Here is a 16,059-nt window from a genome sequence, read left to right as displayed (position 1 = left end):
TCCAAACAGACAAACGCCACTGCATGTCAAACAGTCCTGTCAGCGACGACAGTCGACCCTCCTCTGCGGTCGTATTGGCCGCTGGTGAGGGTATCAGGCTTCGTCCACTGACCGCAAACCGGCCAAAGCCGATGTTACCGGCCGGAACCCGCCCGATTCTTGAACACGTTCTCAACGCCCTGATCGACGCCGGTGTCGACGATATTCATCTCGTCGTGGGGTATCAGGCTAACCGAGTTCGTTCGTATTTCGACTCTACCTACCGTGACGTTCCGATTACCTACCACACACAGGCCAATCAACTCGGCAGTGGGCATGCTCTCCTTCAGGCGCGCGATGGGCCGGATGGACCTTTCCTGTTAGTTAATGGCGATCAGATTATCGACCACCGGATCGTCGAGGCCGTCAGTGAGGCTCACGGCGACGGGACAGCAACACTGGCGGTTGTCGAAGGGCCGGAGGCCGTCGACTACGGTGCAGTTCATCTCGACGGAAGCGAAGTCACCGAACTCATCGAACAGCCAGCAAGTGGCGAGTTTCGGCTATTCAACGCGGGGGTGTACGCTTTCACCGAGCAGATATTCGAGACATTGGAGACGCTGTCCGTCGAACGTGGCGAACTTCCGCTGACCGATGCTATCCAACAGTTGATCGCCGACGACAACCACAGCGTCAGTGGCGTCCGCACCGATCATTTCTGGATGGATGCCACCCATCCGTGGGATCTGCTGTCGCTCTCACGAGAGCTCCTGAGTCGTGGCTGGGTCGACGCACCGACCGTCGACACTGACATCTACGTCGCCGAGTCGGCACACGTCCACCCCGATGCAACGCTGGTCGGCCCGGTCGTCGTCGACAGCGACGCCGTGATCGAGGCTGGCGCAGTCGTCGGTCCGTACGCTGCTATCGGTGCAAGCACCACAGTTGGCTCCGGATCGGTAGTCAGCGATGTCGTCGTCGACACTGACACCGTCATCGGCTCCAACACCACCGCCATCGAACTCGTCGCTGGACAGGGCTGCGAGATCGGTGCCGCACTCACCGCTGCCGGTGGACCAGCGGATGTCGTCTTAGACGAGCAGGTCTACAGCAACGTCGACCTCGGTGGCGTGATCGCTGATCGGGTCGACATCGGCGGCGGCGCGACCCTCGAACCGGGGGCACTAATCGGTCCCGGGTCGACCATTGGCGCAGGCGTAATTATTCGTGGCCACATCAACGCTGGCAGTGAGGTGGTCCGCTAATGTGTGGCATCGTCGGCTGTATCGGCCGTGGTGATGGTACCGTCGACGTACTGATGGCGGGCCTCCGAAGCCTCGAATACCGAGGGTACGACTCGGCAGGTATCGCACTCGGCCCATCAATGAGAGTACTCCGCAAATCTGGAGAACTCGACGAACTCGCCGAGGTCGTCGAGACCACCGAGCCAACCGGCACCTACGGCATCGGCCACACTCGCTGGAGCACCCACGGCCCGCCAAACGACCGCAACGCCCACCCACACACCGATGAAACCGGGCGAGTCGCGGTCGTACACAACGGAATCATCGAGAACTACGCCGAGCTCAAAGCCGAACTCCAAGAGGGAGGTGTCACCTTCACTAGCGACACCGACACCGAGGTCGTCCCGCATCTGATCGCCCAAGCATTGGACGCCGGCGACGACCCCGAAACCGCCTTCCACAACACCGTCGACCGCCTCGAAGGGAGCTACGCCATCGCCGCAATCATCGACGGTAGCGAAACGATCTACGCTGCCCGCCAAGGCTCGCCACTCGTCGTTGGCGTCGGTGACGACTGTACCTATCTGGCGAGCGATGTTCCGGCCTTCGTCGAACACACCCGTGATGTCGTCTTCCTCGAAGACGGCCACCGTGTGATCGCCACGAAAACCGGGTATACGATCCTCGATGGGGATCGTGAGCCGGTCGACGTCGACGTCGAGACTGTCTCCTACACAGCCGAGGCCACGGGCAAGAGTGGGTACGACCACTACATGCTCAAAGAAATTCACGAACAGCCCACCGCGCTCCGACAGTGTTTCTCCGGGCGAAGCGACGCCCTCGCAGGGACAGTTACCTTGGAGGAGATCGACGAGATCCCGCAACCAAATGCGGTCCAGTTCGTTGCCTGTGGTACTTCGTACCACGCTGCGCTGTACGGAGCGGCCATCCTCCGAGAAATGGGCATTCCCGCAGAGGCGTATCTCGCAAGCGAGTACGCACTATCGCCGCCGCCGCTCACTCTCGGCACACTCGTGGTCGGAATCACCCAAAGCGGCGAGACCGCTGACACGCTTGCTGCGCTCCGGGACGCGAAAAGCCGCGGTGTCAACACGCTCGCACTCACCAACACGGTCAACTCGACGGCCGCTCGCGAATGTGATCACGCGGTCTACATCCGCGCTGGACCCGAAATCGGGGTCGCCGCAACCAAGACCTTCTCCTCGCAGCTCGTGGGCTGTAATCTGCTCGCCGAGGAGTTGGTCGACGGGCCGCGAGATCTCCGCCCCCTCATCGAGTCACTTCGGAACCTGCCGGACGACGTGCAGTCGATTCTCGACTCCTCGGCCGCCGAAGAACTCGTTGAGGAGTACGGCGGTAGCGATGCCTACTTCTTCATCGGTCGGGGAACGAACGTCGCGGTCGCTCTGGAGGGCGCGCTCAAATGCAAGGAGATCAGCTACGAACACGCTGAGGGGTTCCCGGCGGGCGAGCTCAAGCATGGCCCACTCGCACTTGTAACTCCTGACACACCGGTATTCGCGGTCGTGACTGGTGACGACGAACGGGCCCGGAAAACACTCGGAAACATCAAGGAGGTTCAGGCTCGTGGCGCACCAGTAATTGCGGTCACGGATGGGAAATCCAATGCCGCCGAGATCGCCGACGAGACGCTCATGATCCCTGAAACCGAGGAGCGCGCCGCCCCCGTGTTAGCGAACGTCCAGCTCCAGTTGTTCTCGTATCATCTCGCCGATGCACTGGGTCGACCGATCGACAAACCACGGAATCTCGCAAAAAGCGTCACTGTAGAATAGTTTTCGAATAGAGTCTAAATTGAAGCGTTATAGGGGTTTGAGATTAATATCGTCAGATCAACAATAACATAGTCTCCAGAAACAGAAAGGACAACCGCGAACTATTGCATAATGTAGAAGTCGACGCCGTTGAAAATTTCGACGTCTGTCGGCTCTCTCATTCCGAAAAATCAAACAAACTTCAATCTATTTTGTCGACGGAGGAGTTTGGATCTCCACACCCGATCCTGAGTGAGGAGTGAATTTCACAGAACTACAAGGCGGATGCCACGGGGCTTGACCCCGAGGCAGTTTACGTAGTCATTCATCAACCACTCAGAGGTTTTCCTCATCAACCTCAACAAGGGTGAGTAGTCACACACCACTGTGTCGAGTGTTCCAAGAAAAACACGAACACGCTGAGAACACTACCTCATTTGGTATGAGATGTCTCTATTCAAGACTACTGCTATTGTAGAGCTGTAGAGCAGCTGCAAGCACAATTTCGGAGGTAGAGACACACCCCACTGTGTCAAGTGTTTCACTTCACATCAGCAGATAGCATCGAACAGCCACACCCCACCGTGTCGAGTGTTCTCCACAAAACAGGATCAACTCTCACAGATGCTGCTCAATACGACGTGAAAGCGCGACACCATCGAGTGTGTCGACAACCTCACACACAAGTTTGAGCCCAACATTGAATTCGTACTCGTAGTACTGGCCACCAGCACGACCCTCATTTCGAGACTGCCGGTTGAGAATGCCAAGCATTGCAAGGTCTGCGAGATGGTCATGCATTCGTCGACGAACTAAGGGATCGATATCTGACTGTTCAGCAATGGTTCGATACCGTGGATAAATTTCTCTGACACGGGCTGGTGTTTCTTCCTCTAGTGCAAGCGTAAGTGTTGCCACCAGAGACAAATGACCATGCTGTGTCAGTTCACGCATCCCATGTTCGATCTGACTCTGTTCAAGTGCCTCACGAGCTTTATGAACATTGTCTTCGGTGATCTCTGATTCGTCGGCAGCTCGCGCTAGCTCACCTGCTTTGTAAAGCAGATTTAATGCCTGTCGTGCACTCCCTGTATCCTGAGCAGCAAGTGCAGCACAAAGCGATATCACACCGTGCTTAGCTGCATCATCGTATAGCGCCCCAGCTGCACGTCGATGAAGAATCGCTTCAAGTTCAGGACCATCATATGGTGGAAAGTGGATGTCTTCTTCACAGAGTGTATCTTTGACTTTCGGTGAGAGGTTATCACGGAATCCAAAGTCATTACTGATACCGATGACCCCCGGCTTTGCAGATTCAAGATATCCGTTTGAGCGAGCACGTGGCAGTTCATACAGGATTTCGTCATTACTACCAATATGATCAATCTCATCAAGAACGAGTAAAATCGTCCCACCAATTGCATCAAGTTCCTCATAGAGAATATCAAAGATGCGTTGTTGTGGGTAACCTGTCGTACTGATACGATTTTCTGCAGGTCGGATAGTGTTGACTAGGTTAACAGCAACCTGGTAGGAAGACGAGAGGTTCGTACAATTAAGCCAATAAACTGAGAGATCAATATCGTCATACTGTTTTGTGTCTCGTTTCAGTTGATCAAGAAGGTACCGTGAGACGGCTGTCTTTCCTACACCCGTCTTTCCGTACAAGAAGATGTTCCGTGGCTGAGCACCATTGACGACTGGCTGAAGTGCAGTCTTGTAGGCACTGAGTTCTTCTTCACGCGCAGTGATTGACTCCGGTTGGTAGTCTTCCCGGAGCATCCCTTCATCGCAGAAAATCTCCGTATCACGGGTAAAGGTGGTCATTGAGTATCTCTAATTGATATCTATTGTCTAATAAAACCACCGTGTCGAATGCGTCAAGTGTTATTTGGAACAGATGATCACAAGAATAACACTCGACACAGTGGGGTAACACACAAATTAAAACTGGCTTATTTTAGTTCAAAATAGGGTTTAATCACCGAAAACACTCGACACGGTGGGGTGTCTCGATGCTGTCGACTACATGAGTAGATTACAAAATCATCATTAGCCGAGAATCCAATCGATATGATCGATAGAAAACATTCGACGCAGTGGGGTCTGAGAGAGGGGTATGTTAGGGACATCTCACTACTCGCGATAACACTCGACATGGTGGGGTGCCCGTGTAACACGTCTGAGCTATAGTCTTTTGAGTGTAAGTTCCGGTATTGTGGGTTAGAGTCTCAAAAATAGGTGTCTAAACTGAATTCAATCCTTCTCACCCTTAACGATCAACTCATCAAACAGCTCTATAGTAACTTGCGAATACGTCCTTATAGCCGTACAGCTAGGTGCAGTAAACGAATACCGTTCGAGTGGCGTCGTTGACTCTTAACCTCCGCAGGTCAAGCGAAATCCACGATTTAACTGAGGTCGACCCAACAAGTGCATCAACAACACGGTGATCCAGTTCACGGTTGGCAACCAAACTGCATCTGCAGGCTCACAGCCGACCATCGAATCGTAGTCAGCGGTACTCCATATGTGTGAGATCATGCGTCGACCACTCGACCAAACTGGGAGAAGCAAGAAGGCCCACTCCCAGCGAGGCCGTCAAGCCGAGCAGGATAGTAATTCATCATAGCCAATGGGCGCATAGATAAAATTGGGGAAGATTCTTATTTCTACCCACCATATCTTTGGGTATGTCCGATGTTACACTTGATGAACGAGGCCGTCTAACGCTCCCGAAGAAGGTGCGAGAGCAGTATGGAGACCGTTATCATATCGTCGAAATTCACGATGGGATTAAGTTAGTTCCACTCGCAGAAGATCCGCTTGATGCGCTCCGAGATGAGTTCGCAGACGTAGAGAAGACAGCTGAGGCCCTTCGTTCGGAAGCACGGGAGGCGGCATTGGACGAGGCAGGAAACTAAATGTATGCAGAAACTGATTTTCTTCTTGCACTGATTAAGGATGAAGATTGGCTTGGGGAGGCTGCTGAAACGGTATACCAAACCCACCGTGACAAACTGTGGACCTCCCAATTCACGCTCATCGAACTCTTGTTAGTCGCATATCGAGAAGACAAGGATACAGAACGAGTCATCACTAACGCCGCCAATCTCGTCGAAGTTCGTGGCGATGTTGATACAGTCGTTGCAGCGGCGACGTACGTAGAAGACCACGGATTCACCCCCTTCGACGCCCTGCACCTAGTTGAGTCAGGCGGAGACACCATCGTTTCCAGTGACGGCACATACGAGGGATTTGCTCCCCGTATCGACCTGAAGACAGTAATCGAAGATTGACCCCTCTCAGGCCTGAAACTGTGGGTCTGTGCTCGCACTAGGTATTATATCGGAGTCAAGTAGTTCAAAAGACTCTGATTATCTCCATCACTCCTCTGTGCGTTCAACAATCAATTGATCAAACAACTCAGGCGTAACCGCCGAGTAGGTCCGAATCGCCGTACACCCCGGTGCACTAAACGAATAGCGATCAAGTGGCGTCGACGAACTTTTGATTTCGGCAGGATCGAGCGGAATCCGTGCCTCGTGTTTCGACGAGCCGACAAGCGCCGTCACAACACGATGTCCGAGTGCACGGTTCGCTACCAACCAGACGGCCGCTGCAGGCGCACAGTCGGCCATCGCATCGTAGTCGGCGGGCACCCCGGTATTCAGATCGTTTGTGGGTCGTTCGACCTCAACAGTCACCACGGGCTTGTCGTCGACACCCAACCCAACGAGATCGAGCCGTGTCCGCTCATCCGGGGGACTCCAGTACCGCTCGACGCGATGAACAGGCGACGAGGGTCGCTGGGCGAGTTCGCCTAATGCCCGAGCTGCAATTTCGATGCCCTTGATGTGGGCGGCCGACTCGTTGGCATCCCCATACTTGGGCTCGGGTGGATCCGCACCATTACGGAGGTCTCGCAACAACCCTCGTCCGTCATCGGTCAGATGATAGTACTTCCCCCGTAATTCGTCTTGGAGACTAATTAGACCCATCTCTTTGAGTTCAGCTTCATCGGCACTCGTACAACCCACCTCATCGCGCAAGGGTCGCATTGTCTGGGTAACGATATCCCAGGCCCGTGAATCAATTGCTCGGCGTTGGGCCTTCTCAATCAGCCGCAAAAACATGAGCTGTCGAAGCGAGATGGGTGCAGTCTTGACGTCCCAAGGGTCGATCTGCAAACCGATCTCTGTGATGGGCAAGTCGACGTCCTCAAGCGAGGAGTCTCTGCGAACTGTACGAACTGCATCACAGACGCCTTCGAAGGTTGGAGCGAATGTTTCGTCCGTCGACGGACAGTGAACTGTATCGGTCTGGCTGTCGTACTCGATGCCGTCAGGCAACGATGCGGTCCAGAGTGTGTGTCTGAGTCCGCGGGCGATCTCCTGGTCGCTAAATTCGGTCGACGTCGTACTCTCGGAGGCGGTCACCACATCAGGTCGGCTACGAGAACGCTCGTAGACATCACGAATGGCTTCAGCACAACTCGCTTGTTCGGCGTCTGTGAGTTCGATCTCACTATCTGGATGGCCCTTCGGGAGTGGCAGTGCCCCGACAACGAACGGATCGAATGGCATATGACCTCTTGGAGCGGTCATACTCACTAGCCAGTCACCAACCGGTACTTCGCCGAGAATCCGCTTGGCATCGGTTTGGCTATATTTATGATCGACGGCGGCTTGGGCTGCAAGTGCATCAGACGGGCCGCAAACGAAGGTGCCGATATTACCTGACAGGCTCTCAATTGAGCGATCACTAAATTGAGACAGAAGCTGACTCATTAAGTACAGCCCTACATTAAATTCACGCCCTTCTGCCATAATGTCAAGTAGTATTTGGCTATCTGAAAAAACGTGTGCCTCATCAAGAAATAAAGACGCAAGTGGGTGAATATCACGAGTCGACCGCTGGCGGAGTCGCCCAGCGACAAAGAACTGTGAAACCACGGCACGGCCAAGTTGCTCACGCCGCACACTACTGATCCCACTCATATCAAATATCATTACAACATTATCATTCATTAAAGAATAGAAGTCAATTTGCTCCAACAACTCTGAAGCAGTTCCAAACGCATCCGCAGTGAGACTGCTTCGAAGCAACGGAGTGAGTCGACGAATCGCCCCGTTTGCGAGTGCTTTTCGTGTTTTCGCTGACTCATTGACGAGCGTGTTTATAACAGTTTGGTACCGACTATCAGAGACAGATACAGAATATGTTCCTTCCGATACACTATTCAATTCAGAAACTAGATCTTCAATATTAAAACTATTTAGACCAGAATTAAATAATGATGAGATTATTGTACGAAGTAAATCTAATGACTGAGATGCTTGATTAAAACCTTTTTTGTCGAAAGCCGTCGCTTCAAATACACCCATCGCGGCGTCGACAACAATTTCGATAAGCCGTTCTCTGCTAATATCGATTTCAGGATTATCAAGATAAGGTGTAAGTGTAAATAACGGAAGTCTCGGAAGTGCTTCTACTGCTTCGATAACAGTTATGTCCTCAAGATTTATGTCAGAATGGTAGCACATAGGGAGAAATTCTGTTGCAAACCCGCCCTTTGGATCAACAATAAATGTCAGGCCACTATTATTTTTGGCTGCGCTCAGAGCGGCTATCTGGCAAGTGGTTGTCTTTCCGGCCCCCGAGCGACTTATATGGGCAATATGTCGTCTCCGTTGTGAGGGAGGAATGACAAGCGGCTTCTCTGAGGGCTGAGTAGCCGATTCATACAACAGCCCAATCGGAATCCCACCGGAAGTATCGGTGGTAAGTACATGTTTTGGGGGATGATTCTGCCGCAGCGAACTAGCGTTAGGGAGTTCTGTGGAATTATACATCAGAATCAGAGTGCTTTCGCCGCTGTAGGATGTTATCCATATCTTGTTCAAGCAGATCCAATGTCCGCTTTTTGCCGTCGGTCCTGTAGAACAGATGCTTTGGCAGGTGACGTTTGATGTCTGTACTTGCGTAGGCTATTTTATCTGCGGCGAGTTCAGTCCCGACTTGTTCACATTTATATTTATGGTCAGATGTTGATAAATCGGTCAACCCGTCAATGAGTGGTTTAGATGGGCGGCTTTGTTGTTCTGAGTACGCAATAAGCTCGGTAGGTTCAACATAATACACGCGGTCTTCCTGATCGATATTCGCCTCACTCTTATCACGAAACCAGTTGGTGGCGTCATCGATCTTTTGCTGGATAATACTGTTGTCTTGTGCTTGCTCTTCGTCAGATTCACCGATAAGTTTTGGACGGATAGTCAACACAATCAGATGGTTGTATGGAGATGTACCGATTAGTTCGATGAGTTCATCAAGTACTGTCCGAGATGGTGTGTTGGGTAGACGATTAGTTTCTGTGAGAGTTCCGATTGGAGCTTTTGGGAGTTTACCACACAACGCATAACCGTCCATTTGCTTATCCACGTGAGCATTTAAAAAAGCACTCAGGGGATTCCAATCAGGAAGATAGATTGTATTAAGATCGGGGATATCATTGATTTCGAGATGCGGCTGGTCTGCATATCCAGATTGACCCGTGAATGCGATTATGGGACCGCTCTGAATATTTGTGAGAAATAGTTGCATTGACGCCCTCTTATTATATACATTCTGTAAGCAATGATGCGTAGAGTGAGTAAGCAAGTGGGTGAGCGCTGTAGAGTCAGTTCTAAATCCATCAACTGGAACAATGTACACTGATCTGTCTTTGAGCTGTCCATCCAGTTCTTCTAGGGGTTTTGTAATTGGTCTCATCGAAGTTCCTCCTCAATTTCATCAAACGTGCACTCTATCTCTGTGTATTCCTTGACTGTTGTCTGGGTGAATGGCACCCATCGCCACGCTCGTTCAAAAGCGGTCGAGAATTCAGTTCTAACATGTTCATCTTTTATGATTTTTAATAACTGTCGGAAGCCTGAAACAAACAATATAAACAATATCGTCACAACCACCATTGCTCCTATGAGGAATATAAGATCATACTGAAACAGCATAGCCATAAACCAAAGTAGTAAATCTACAACAATATCTGGTAGGCGTGGTCTCAGTGCCGACTCTATAAGTTCATCTGCCAGAAGCAAGTTAGTTTGATAAACCATGTTGAATACCTAAGATGAGTTTCTTACATTGTTATAAATCTTTCTATCAAATCCATTTTATTTAATTTTGATTGGATTGCAGTTCATATGACTTTGACCGAAGGCTCCGAAGCATTGATGAATGCAGATAGGAGACTCAGTAACACGTTATGCATGATCTAAATGAAATCTCAGATCTACCAATGAGCACTACAATTATGAAACAGGCTATAAGTAGTGCCATAAGAAAAATAATCAAAACAGAAAGAGAGACATCTGTTGATTTTGATTCAAACGTAGATGTTTTTGTGGCCTCAAACGAAATTGAACCCTATTTAAATCCGCCAATAACGGTTAATGATGTTACAGGCAATAATGTAGATGAAATAGAACGTATCGAATTTCATCACTTAGCAAAACAACTCATAACAATTCAAAAGACACTAGTCTCAAATCTTCGGACAATTATTGGAGGTGCACGGTCTGGGTATCATACATCTGATGTAGAAGTTATCGCAGAGACGCCAGACCACTATATTTTGCATGACCGGCAAGAAGTAATCGCAGAGAGTTTACAAGAGGTATGCAAAGTAACACACACAACGCTCACCGCCCACGTCATTACTGTCAATAAAATTCTCGATTCGCTCCAAATTGATCATCCAGAGGGAACAGCACCATGCTGGATAATTATGAAGCCACCACACTGGTATGATGGGCAATGGGCCGTCGTACAGACAATCCAACATCTAATTCAGTCTGGCTTGTCACCGACAGAAACCCTTGACTATTGGATGTGTTCAATTATGGACGTACCAGTGCCATACTGGAGTCACATTCGAGACAAATCGGAATCATCTCAATACCGTCGCATTAGTACAGCAAAAGAAAAACTTGAGGGTCAACCTCCACAAGAAACCAGCCCCGAGTATGAATATTTCACACGGACATATGAGAGTAAAACAGTCGACGGTAAGGAATTTATTACGGTAGATAATGGATTCCTACATTCACAACGTAATGTTTCAAACCCATCATTGAGAGGCAACATGATCTCTGGTTATTCCGGTGCTGGCCCTAAGCAATTAGCAACTGCAATATTAGCCGACGCCTTTGATCGGGATACAGCTATCAAATTCAACCAAAAACTTAATGGCCAAGTCCACAAGATCGCCGATGAGAACGATGACGGCGGATGGACGCTCTCAGAAGATCAACTCTTGAGTTGGATATTAACAAACACTAATTGATTTGGCTCTATTAAAATCCATAGAAGAATACAGTTTCAGGCAGTAGTACGGCTGAATGCAGTCTCTCCCAAAGTCACAGTTACTCTGATTTGTCGAGAAGACAACTACTTAGTTCGGCGAGCAGTCGCACAATACTCCACGATGTTCTCAAAACTACCCCTAATAGATAATAATTTGATGTTAGTCAGAAGACTAGAAGAGTTCGTCAAGAGGCCGGTCTGCACCGTCTTCGGTCTCTGCGTCTTCATCCAGCTCAATAGGGGAGCATCGAAGAGTCGACTGCGACCATATGTTCGGGTTTGAACAACGGTGTCGTGTCTACATTCTTGAACTGAACCTAAAACGAGTCCGAGACAGTATTCAAGCGCAATATCCACCTCAGCCATCCAATCGGTCGGAACCGATCCTAGATTCAATCACGCATGGTCGACGGATATGTTTCAAATCTAGCTTCGAACGGCAACTAAGCCCTCCCGAAGGGCGCCCAATGCCTACGTCGTTTTCGAACAAGACACGGGCGCGAGCCCCGCTGTTCGGAACCTTGTGTGGGATCAAGTCCGACGAGCACGAGATCACCGCGATAGATGCCCATCGAGGAATCACCCTCATCGGAGACCTCACCGAATTGATCGACAACGAGCGTTCCTTTTTCATACCAGTAGTTGGTAATACGGTTTCTTTACTCACTCTGAGAGGTGGAAGCAGTGTTCTGACCCAAACGATTATACTCAATCCCACTCTAAGTGGGAATATGACCAAAGTGGATTCAAAAGGGCGAATCGTCCTCCCGAAGAAGGTGCGAGAAGGTCTCGGTATTACTCCCGGTACAGAAGTAGCGATCCACGAAGAAGACGGGAAAGCAGTCGTAAAACCTGAAGACAATCCCGAAAAAATTATCGAACGCATGAATCGACTCATCGCCGAAACGTCTTCCGAGCGAGAGGAGACGATGCCGATTGGCGAAGGGGCTGACCCCATTGCCCAGAAGCACAGAGACGCGGTTCGAAGAGGGGCAGAGGAAAACAGCGATGAGTGACGCTGATAGATCGTATCTTTTCGATGTCGGTGTGATAGCCCTCGCACACACAGCGGCTCCAGTCCGTGATTCTGCGCTCTCGTACATCCGAGATGCCATCACTGGCGACATAGATGCCGTTGTTCCGTATCCTGCGTTATTTGGAGCACACACCGTCCTGACGACGTACTACGGACATTCAAATGCAGACGCATCTCGGCTGCTCCAGAATTTCATGGATGCGAAACAAATTCATTGGTACGACGGGATGCCCGAGAACGTAGTTCGGAGCGGGTTTTCTCAAGCAAGTGAAGCAAACGTTGGTGGATGGGACGGGTACTATGCTCAGGTAGCGATAGACCAAGGGGTGGACACCGTATTGACGATTGACGACGATTTCGAACGATTTGATACGTTCGAGACCGAGGTCATTCTCTCAGCCGACGAATTTAGCGAACTGAACAGATTTCTTGGAAACTAATTCCGCACCTCACTCTGAATAAAGAAACCGTATTACCAACTACTGACAAACAAGATAGGCTCACATTGTACACTTGGCATCCTCCCGCACTTGAAGACGCGGGAATCCCGAGCGTTGAGATATTAGGGTTTGCAGTCTACCACTTGATCCCTCGGTGAGAATCCGTGGGACAAGTCATGAAGATAGACTCCGGGCTGTGCCAACCAGCCGGTACACCTATTTCCACCAAAACCAGGTGGAGACTCGGAGTTACTTTGATTCAAGTCGAGACGGATGTTTTCCGCCCCGTTCACATCAGCGTTGAACGCCGCATCACACGACTCACACACGTACAACCCGCGTTCCACACGCTGACTGTCGTCTTCTCTACCGCACACACAACACGTCTTGCTCGTGTCGCGCTCTGAGACTTCTACCACTTCGATACCCTCAACCTTCGCTTTGTACGTGAGAATCGATGTGAAGCGGTCGAACGCCCAGCCGTGCAAGTCAAGGTTGCCGTGACGACCCCAGTTCTTCGACTTACCGTTCTCATTCTCTCGAACACCCGCGAGTTCCCCGACGTTGATACGACCCACTTCACGTTCGATACACTTCTCAACGATGTGCTTCGCTAATGAGTGGAAAAAGTGTGTTCGACGTTCCGACCATTTGTGATGTAATCGAGTGGCCTCAGAACCTCCTGAGTCGTCGCACTTAGCGATCTCCTTCGGGAAGTAGTACCCGTCCTGTTTCAATCGGTTTCCGGGGTACAAGTCGGCTTCCTCGGTGCTGTATGCGACCGCTGCGAAGTTACAAATACCGAGGTCAACGCCTGCTGTCTCGTCACCGGGAGCGTCTGGAGTCTCAATTTCGTGCTTACACACGAGGTGGAGTTCCCATTGCCCCTTCGACTTATTGTAAACAGCTCTGACTTGTTGAACATTTTCAACCGTGACCTCGGGACGAGCCTCGTATTTAACGAGGATGTAGTCCCAGTCTCGCGGATGGTCTTTGTGATTCGCGCCTTTCGAGAGGCGGACACGGTTGTGTTTGGTGTCGTGACGGATGCCTTTCTGCTTCCACGTCACCGTGCTTCGAGGGTGTTCTTCGTGGACGCGGTTGCCGTCGTTGTCGTAGTAGTTTCGTTTGCGGTAGCCGGGCGGATTGGCACGAGAATCGTTCTTGCGTTTTCCGTACCACGAGTTGAAGGCTTCAGCAAGTTCTTCCAGAACGCGCTGACTGGACTGACTGTGCAGTCCCTTGTAGTTGTCATGACCTTTCAACTCACGTTTCAAGTCCGAATCGTCGGGGATCTCGCCCGTGTCCTCCCACACTTCTCGGGAGTGATAGTTTGCAACGTTCCACAGTTTCGATGCACTCCATCCATGCAGGTCGAGCATCCGCTCCACTTGTGAGTAGTTACGGATTTTCGCCCGATATGTTCGATGGATGTGCATTCGTGAAACGACTCCATAACCAGTTATGTAGCGTTCTGTAGCAAAAGTTTGGATTAGAACGTGGAATATCTAGCCGGGCAATCGGGAGGTAGTTGGTGTAGAGGATTGTCGGATTCATCCTGCGGCTAAAGCCGCAGGTATTCTTCTTGAATATCTATAATGAGTTCCGACAAGAAACGGGTCCAGTTCCGGGCCCCGAACCGGCTTATCAACCGAACTGATGCACTCGCAGCAGTGTTAGGTGAAGACCGAACAGACATTCTCGTGACTGCACTTCGTGAATATCTCCAGGACGCAGTTCACGATGATACACTCACCCAAGAAATTGGTCGTGTCGCAAAGTCCTCTAGAGTTCAGTAGTAACTGACTCCCGTGAAGGCGGGGTTGCCTCTGGTGTCCAAACCGAGGTACCCCATGCACGCCACAATCGACGTGCGGTTCGAACTGAGTATCGACGACGACAAAACGCTACCGCTCGCCACGCTTGCCGAGGCCGTCACTGACCAGAACCTCGAAGCAGTCCTTCTCGAATCGCTGGTCGAGAGCCTCGACGCCGCCAGCGTCGAGGCGCTCTGTGGTGAGAAACACGCACATGGCAACGGTGACCAGCGCTTCCAACGCGCCGGCACCGACACCCGCACAGCTGTCACAACTGCCGGAGAACACGAGTTCTCTCTCCACTACGTCGAAGATACAGCCGCTTCCCCAGACGAATCCAGCTACTTCCGGCCCGTCGAAGACGTTCTCGACTTCGACGGGCAGAACCGCTATCAGCAGGACATCGCCGCCAAAAGCGTCGATCTCGCTACCTCGCTCAGCTATCGAGACGCTGCCAATCACGGCGACAGCTTCGTCTCGATGCCGTCGCCGACCACCATCAACCGCCGTGCCAAGAAATACGGCCACAAGCTCAAACAGTTCCTTCCAGACTGTGTCGCTGGCACAGACGCTGACGCCGTCATTCCTGACGGGACAAAGTGCCACAGCCAAGACGACGACCGCTCGTCCCACTCCGTCCAAGCAACGCTCGGCGAAGACACCGCCGAAGAGTCACGCTCCCTGCTGGATCTGTCGGTCAACGCTGACTGGGACGAAACTGCCGCCGAACTCGATGATATCGGCGCAGTCACTGACGACGCGACGGTCGTCAGTGACGCTGATAGCGGCATCGTCACAGCCTTTACCGACGAAAACCGTGACCACCAGCTCGATCTCGTCCACGTCGGCCGAACGCTGGGTTACACCCTCTGGGACGATGGCGTCTTCTCCTTGGACCGTCGGAAGGAGATCGTTTCGGAGGTGATCGACGAGGTGTTCCATCTGAAGAACTCTGTGGCGAAGCATCGTCCAGCGGAGGAGTTCGCGGCGATCCGCTCGCGGATCGCGCGAACGAGAGAGCGATTAGAGAAGACAGCGTGGCAACTGGAGCAGTTCGGGTCAGCAAAGGCTGCAGGGTATCTTCGGCGGTGGCTGCCGTCGATTGTGACGTTCGCCGAGCACGCTGTCGAGGGGTTCGAGGTTCCGTGGACCTCGAACCCCGTCGAACGACTGATGGGCGAGGTCAGCAAGCGGTGCAAGAACCAGTGGATGCGCTGGACAGCAGAGGGATTGGAAGCGATACTCCAACTTCGGTTGGTGAAGTACGCCGACCCCGAGTACTACCAAGCGTTCCTCGACGAACTGCTCCAACGTTCGACCAAAACAGCCATCAACTGTGACCTCTCAATTGAGAGTACCAGCGGCAAAGTCTAGACCGCT

General features: G+C 51.5%; 12 protein-coding genes and 1 pseudogene. 8 read left to right on the top strand and 5 right to left on the bottom strand.

Translation table 11 applies throughout. The annotated features are described in order from the left end of the window. The first annotated feature begins 23 nt into the window (after positions 1–23). Complete coding sequence (locus tag HALTADL_RS11690; RefSeq protein WP_089673767.1) at positions 24–1,244, top strand: sugar phosphate nucleotidyltransferase; 1,221 nt, start codon at positions 24–26, stop codon at positions 1,242–1,244. Continuing rightward, positions 1,244–3,040, top strand: a complete 1,797-nt coding sequence (glmS, locus tag HALTADL_RS11685) for a glutamine--fructose-6-phosphate transaminase (isomerizing) (protein ID WP_089673768.1) — start codon at positions 1,244–1,246, stop codon at positions 3,038–3,040. Before HALTADL_RS11690 ends, glmS begins: the two co-directional genes overlap by 1 nt. 597 nt (positions 3,041–3,637) lie before the next feature. On the opposite strand, the gene HALTADL_RS11680 is transcribed toward glmS, so the two are convergent. Beyond that, positions 3,638–4,846 (bottom strand): orc1/cdc6 family replication initiation protein, encoded by a 1,209-nt coding sequence (locus HALTADL_RS11680; protein WP_089673769.1) that lies wholly within the window; start codon positions 4,844–4,846, stop codon positions 3,638–3,640. Positions 4,847–5,712: 866 nt separating this feature from the next. Between HALTADL_RS11680 and HALTADL_RS11675 the strand changes: the two genes are divergently transcribed. Together HALTADL_RS11675 and HALTADL_RS11670 are read left to right on the top strand one after the other, a co-directional pair. Then, entirely contained in the window at positions 5,713–5,943 is a 231-nt protein-coding gene (locus HALTADL_RS11675) for an AbrB/MazE/SpoVT family DNA-binding domain-containing protein (RefSeq protein ID WP_089673770.1), read from the top strand. Further along, positions 5,944–6,318, top strand: coding sequence for a type II toxin-antitoxin system VapC family toxin (locus HALTADL_RS11670; RefSeq protein ID WP_089673771.1), 375 nt, complete (start codon positions 5,944–5,946; stop codon positions 6,316–6,318). It abuts the gene before it with no gap. An 87-nt stretch (positions 6,319–6,405) separates the two neighbouring features. Here HALTADL_RS11670 and HALTADL_RS17420 read toward each other — a convergent pair whose 3' ends face one another. Both HALTADL_RS17420 and HALTADL_RS11660 read right to left on the bottom strand, forming a co-directional pair. After that, positions 6,406–8,874 (bottom strand): ATP-binding protein, encoded by a 2,469-nt coding sequence (locus tag HALTADL_RS17420; protein ID WP_143054191.1) that lies wholly within the window; start codon positions 8,872–8,874, stop codon positions 6,406–6,408. Further along, positions 8,867–9,793 (bottom strand): hypothetical protein, encoded by a 927-nt coding sequence (locus HALTADL_RS11660; RefSeq protein ID WP_143054192.1) that lies wholly within the window; start codon positions 9,791–9,793, stop codon positions 8,867–8,869. The genes HALTADL_RS17420 and HALTADL_RS11660 overlap by 8 nt, the downstream gene beginning before the upstream one ends. A 526-nt stretch (positions 9,794–10,319) precedes the next feature. Here HALTADL_RS11660 and HALTADL_RS17415 point away from each other — a divergent pair. Continuing rightward, positions 10,320–11,366: a DUF6166 domain-containing protein gene (locus HALTADL_RS17415; RefSeq protein WP_143054193.1), complete on the top strand. Its 1,047-nt coding sequence runs from the start codon at positions 10,320–10,322 to the stop codon at positions 11,364–11,366. A 489-nt stretch (positions 11,367–11,855) separates the two neighbouring features. On the opposite strand, the pseudogene HALTADL_RS17800 reads toward HALTADL_RS17415, so the two are convergent. After that, a pseudogene (locus tag HALTADL_RS17800) lies at positions 11,856–11,958 on the bottom strand (type II toxin-antitoxin system PemK/MazF family toxin); the annotation flags it as partial. 159 nt (positions 11,959–12,117) lie between these two features. Between HALTADL_RS17800 and HALTADL_RS11640 the strand changes: the two are divergent. Continuing rightward, a complete protein-coding gene (locus tag HALTADL_RS11640) occupies positions 12,118–12,402 on the top strand; it encodes an AbrB/MazE/SpoVT family DNA-binding domain-containing protein (RefSeq protein ID WP_089673775.1) in 285 nt (94 codons plus the stop codon). Further along, positions 12,395–12,862, top strand: coding sequence for a hypothetical protein (locus tag HALTADL_RS11635; RefSeq protein WP_177171965.1), 468 nt, complete (start codon positions 12,395–12,397; stop codon positions 12,860–12,862). The genes HALTADL_RS11640 and HALTADL_RS11635 overlap by 8 nt, the downstream gene beginning before the upstream one ends. 122 nt (positions 12,863–12,984) lie before the next feature. On the opposite strand, the gene HALTADL_RS11630 is transcribed toward HALTADL_RS11635, so the two are convergent. Beyond that, on the bottom strand, positions 12,985–14,301 hold the full coding sequence (locus HALTADL_RS11630) for an RNA-guided endonuclease InsQ/TnpB family protein (RefSeq protein WP_089673776.1): 1,317 nt from the start codon (positions 14,299–14,301) through the stop codon (positions 12,985–12,987). A 414-nt stretch (positions 14,302–14,715) separates the two neighbouring features. Here HALTADL_RS11630 and HALTADL_RS11620 point away from each other — a divergent pair, with 414 nt between their 5' ends. Then, the gene (locus tag HALTADL_RS11620; protein WP_012659191.1) at positions 14,716–16,053 is read left to right on the top strand and encodes an ISH6-like element ISHla10 family transposase; all 1,338 of its coding nucleotides are present in this window, start codon (positions 14,716–14,718) and stop codon (positions 16,051–16,053) included. The last annotated feature ends 6 nt before the right edge of the window (positions 16,054–16,059 follow it).

This window comes from Halohasta litchfieldiae (assembly GCF_002788215.1).
Taxonomy (GTDB): Archaea; Halobacteriota; Halobacteria; order Halobacteriales; family Haloferacaceae; genus Halohasta; species Halohasta litchfieldiae.
Note: the sequence above shows the minus strand (reverse complement) of the source record. Positions and strands in the feature narration are given on the sequence as shown.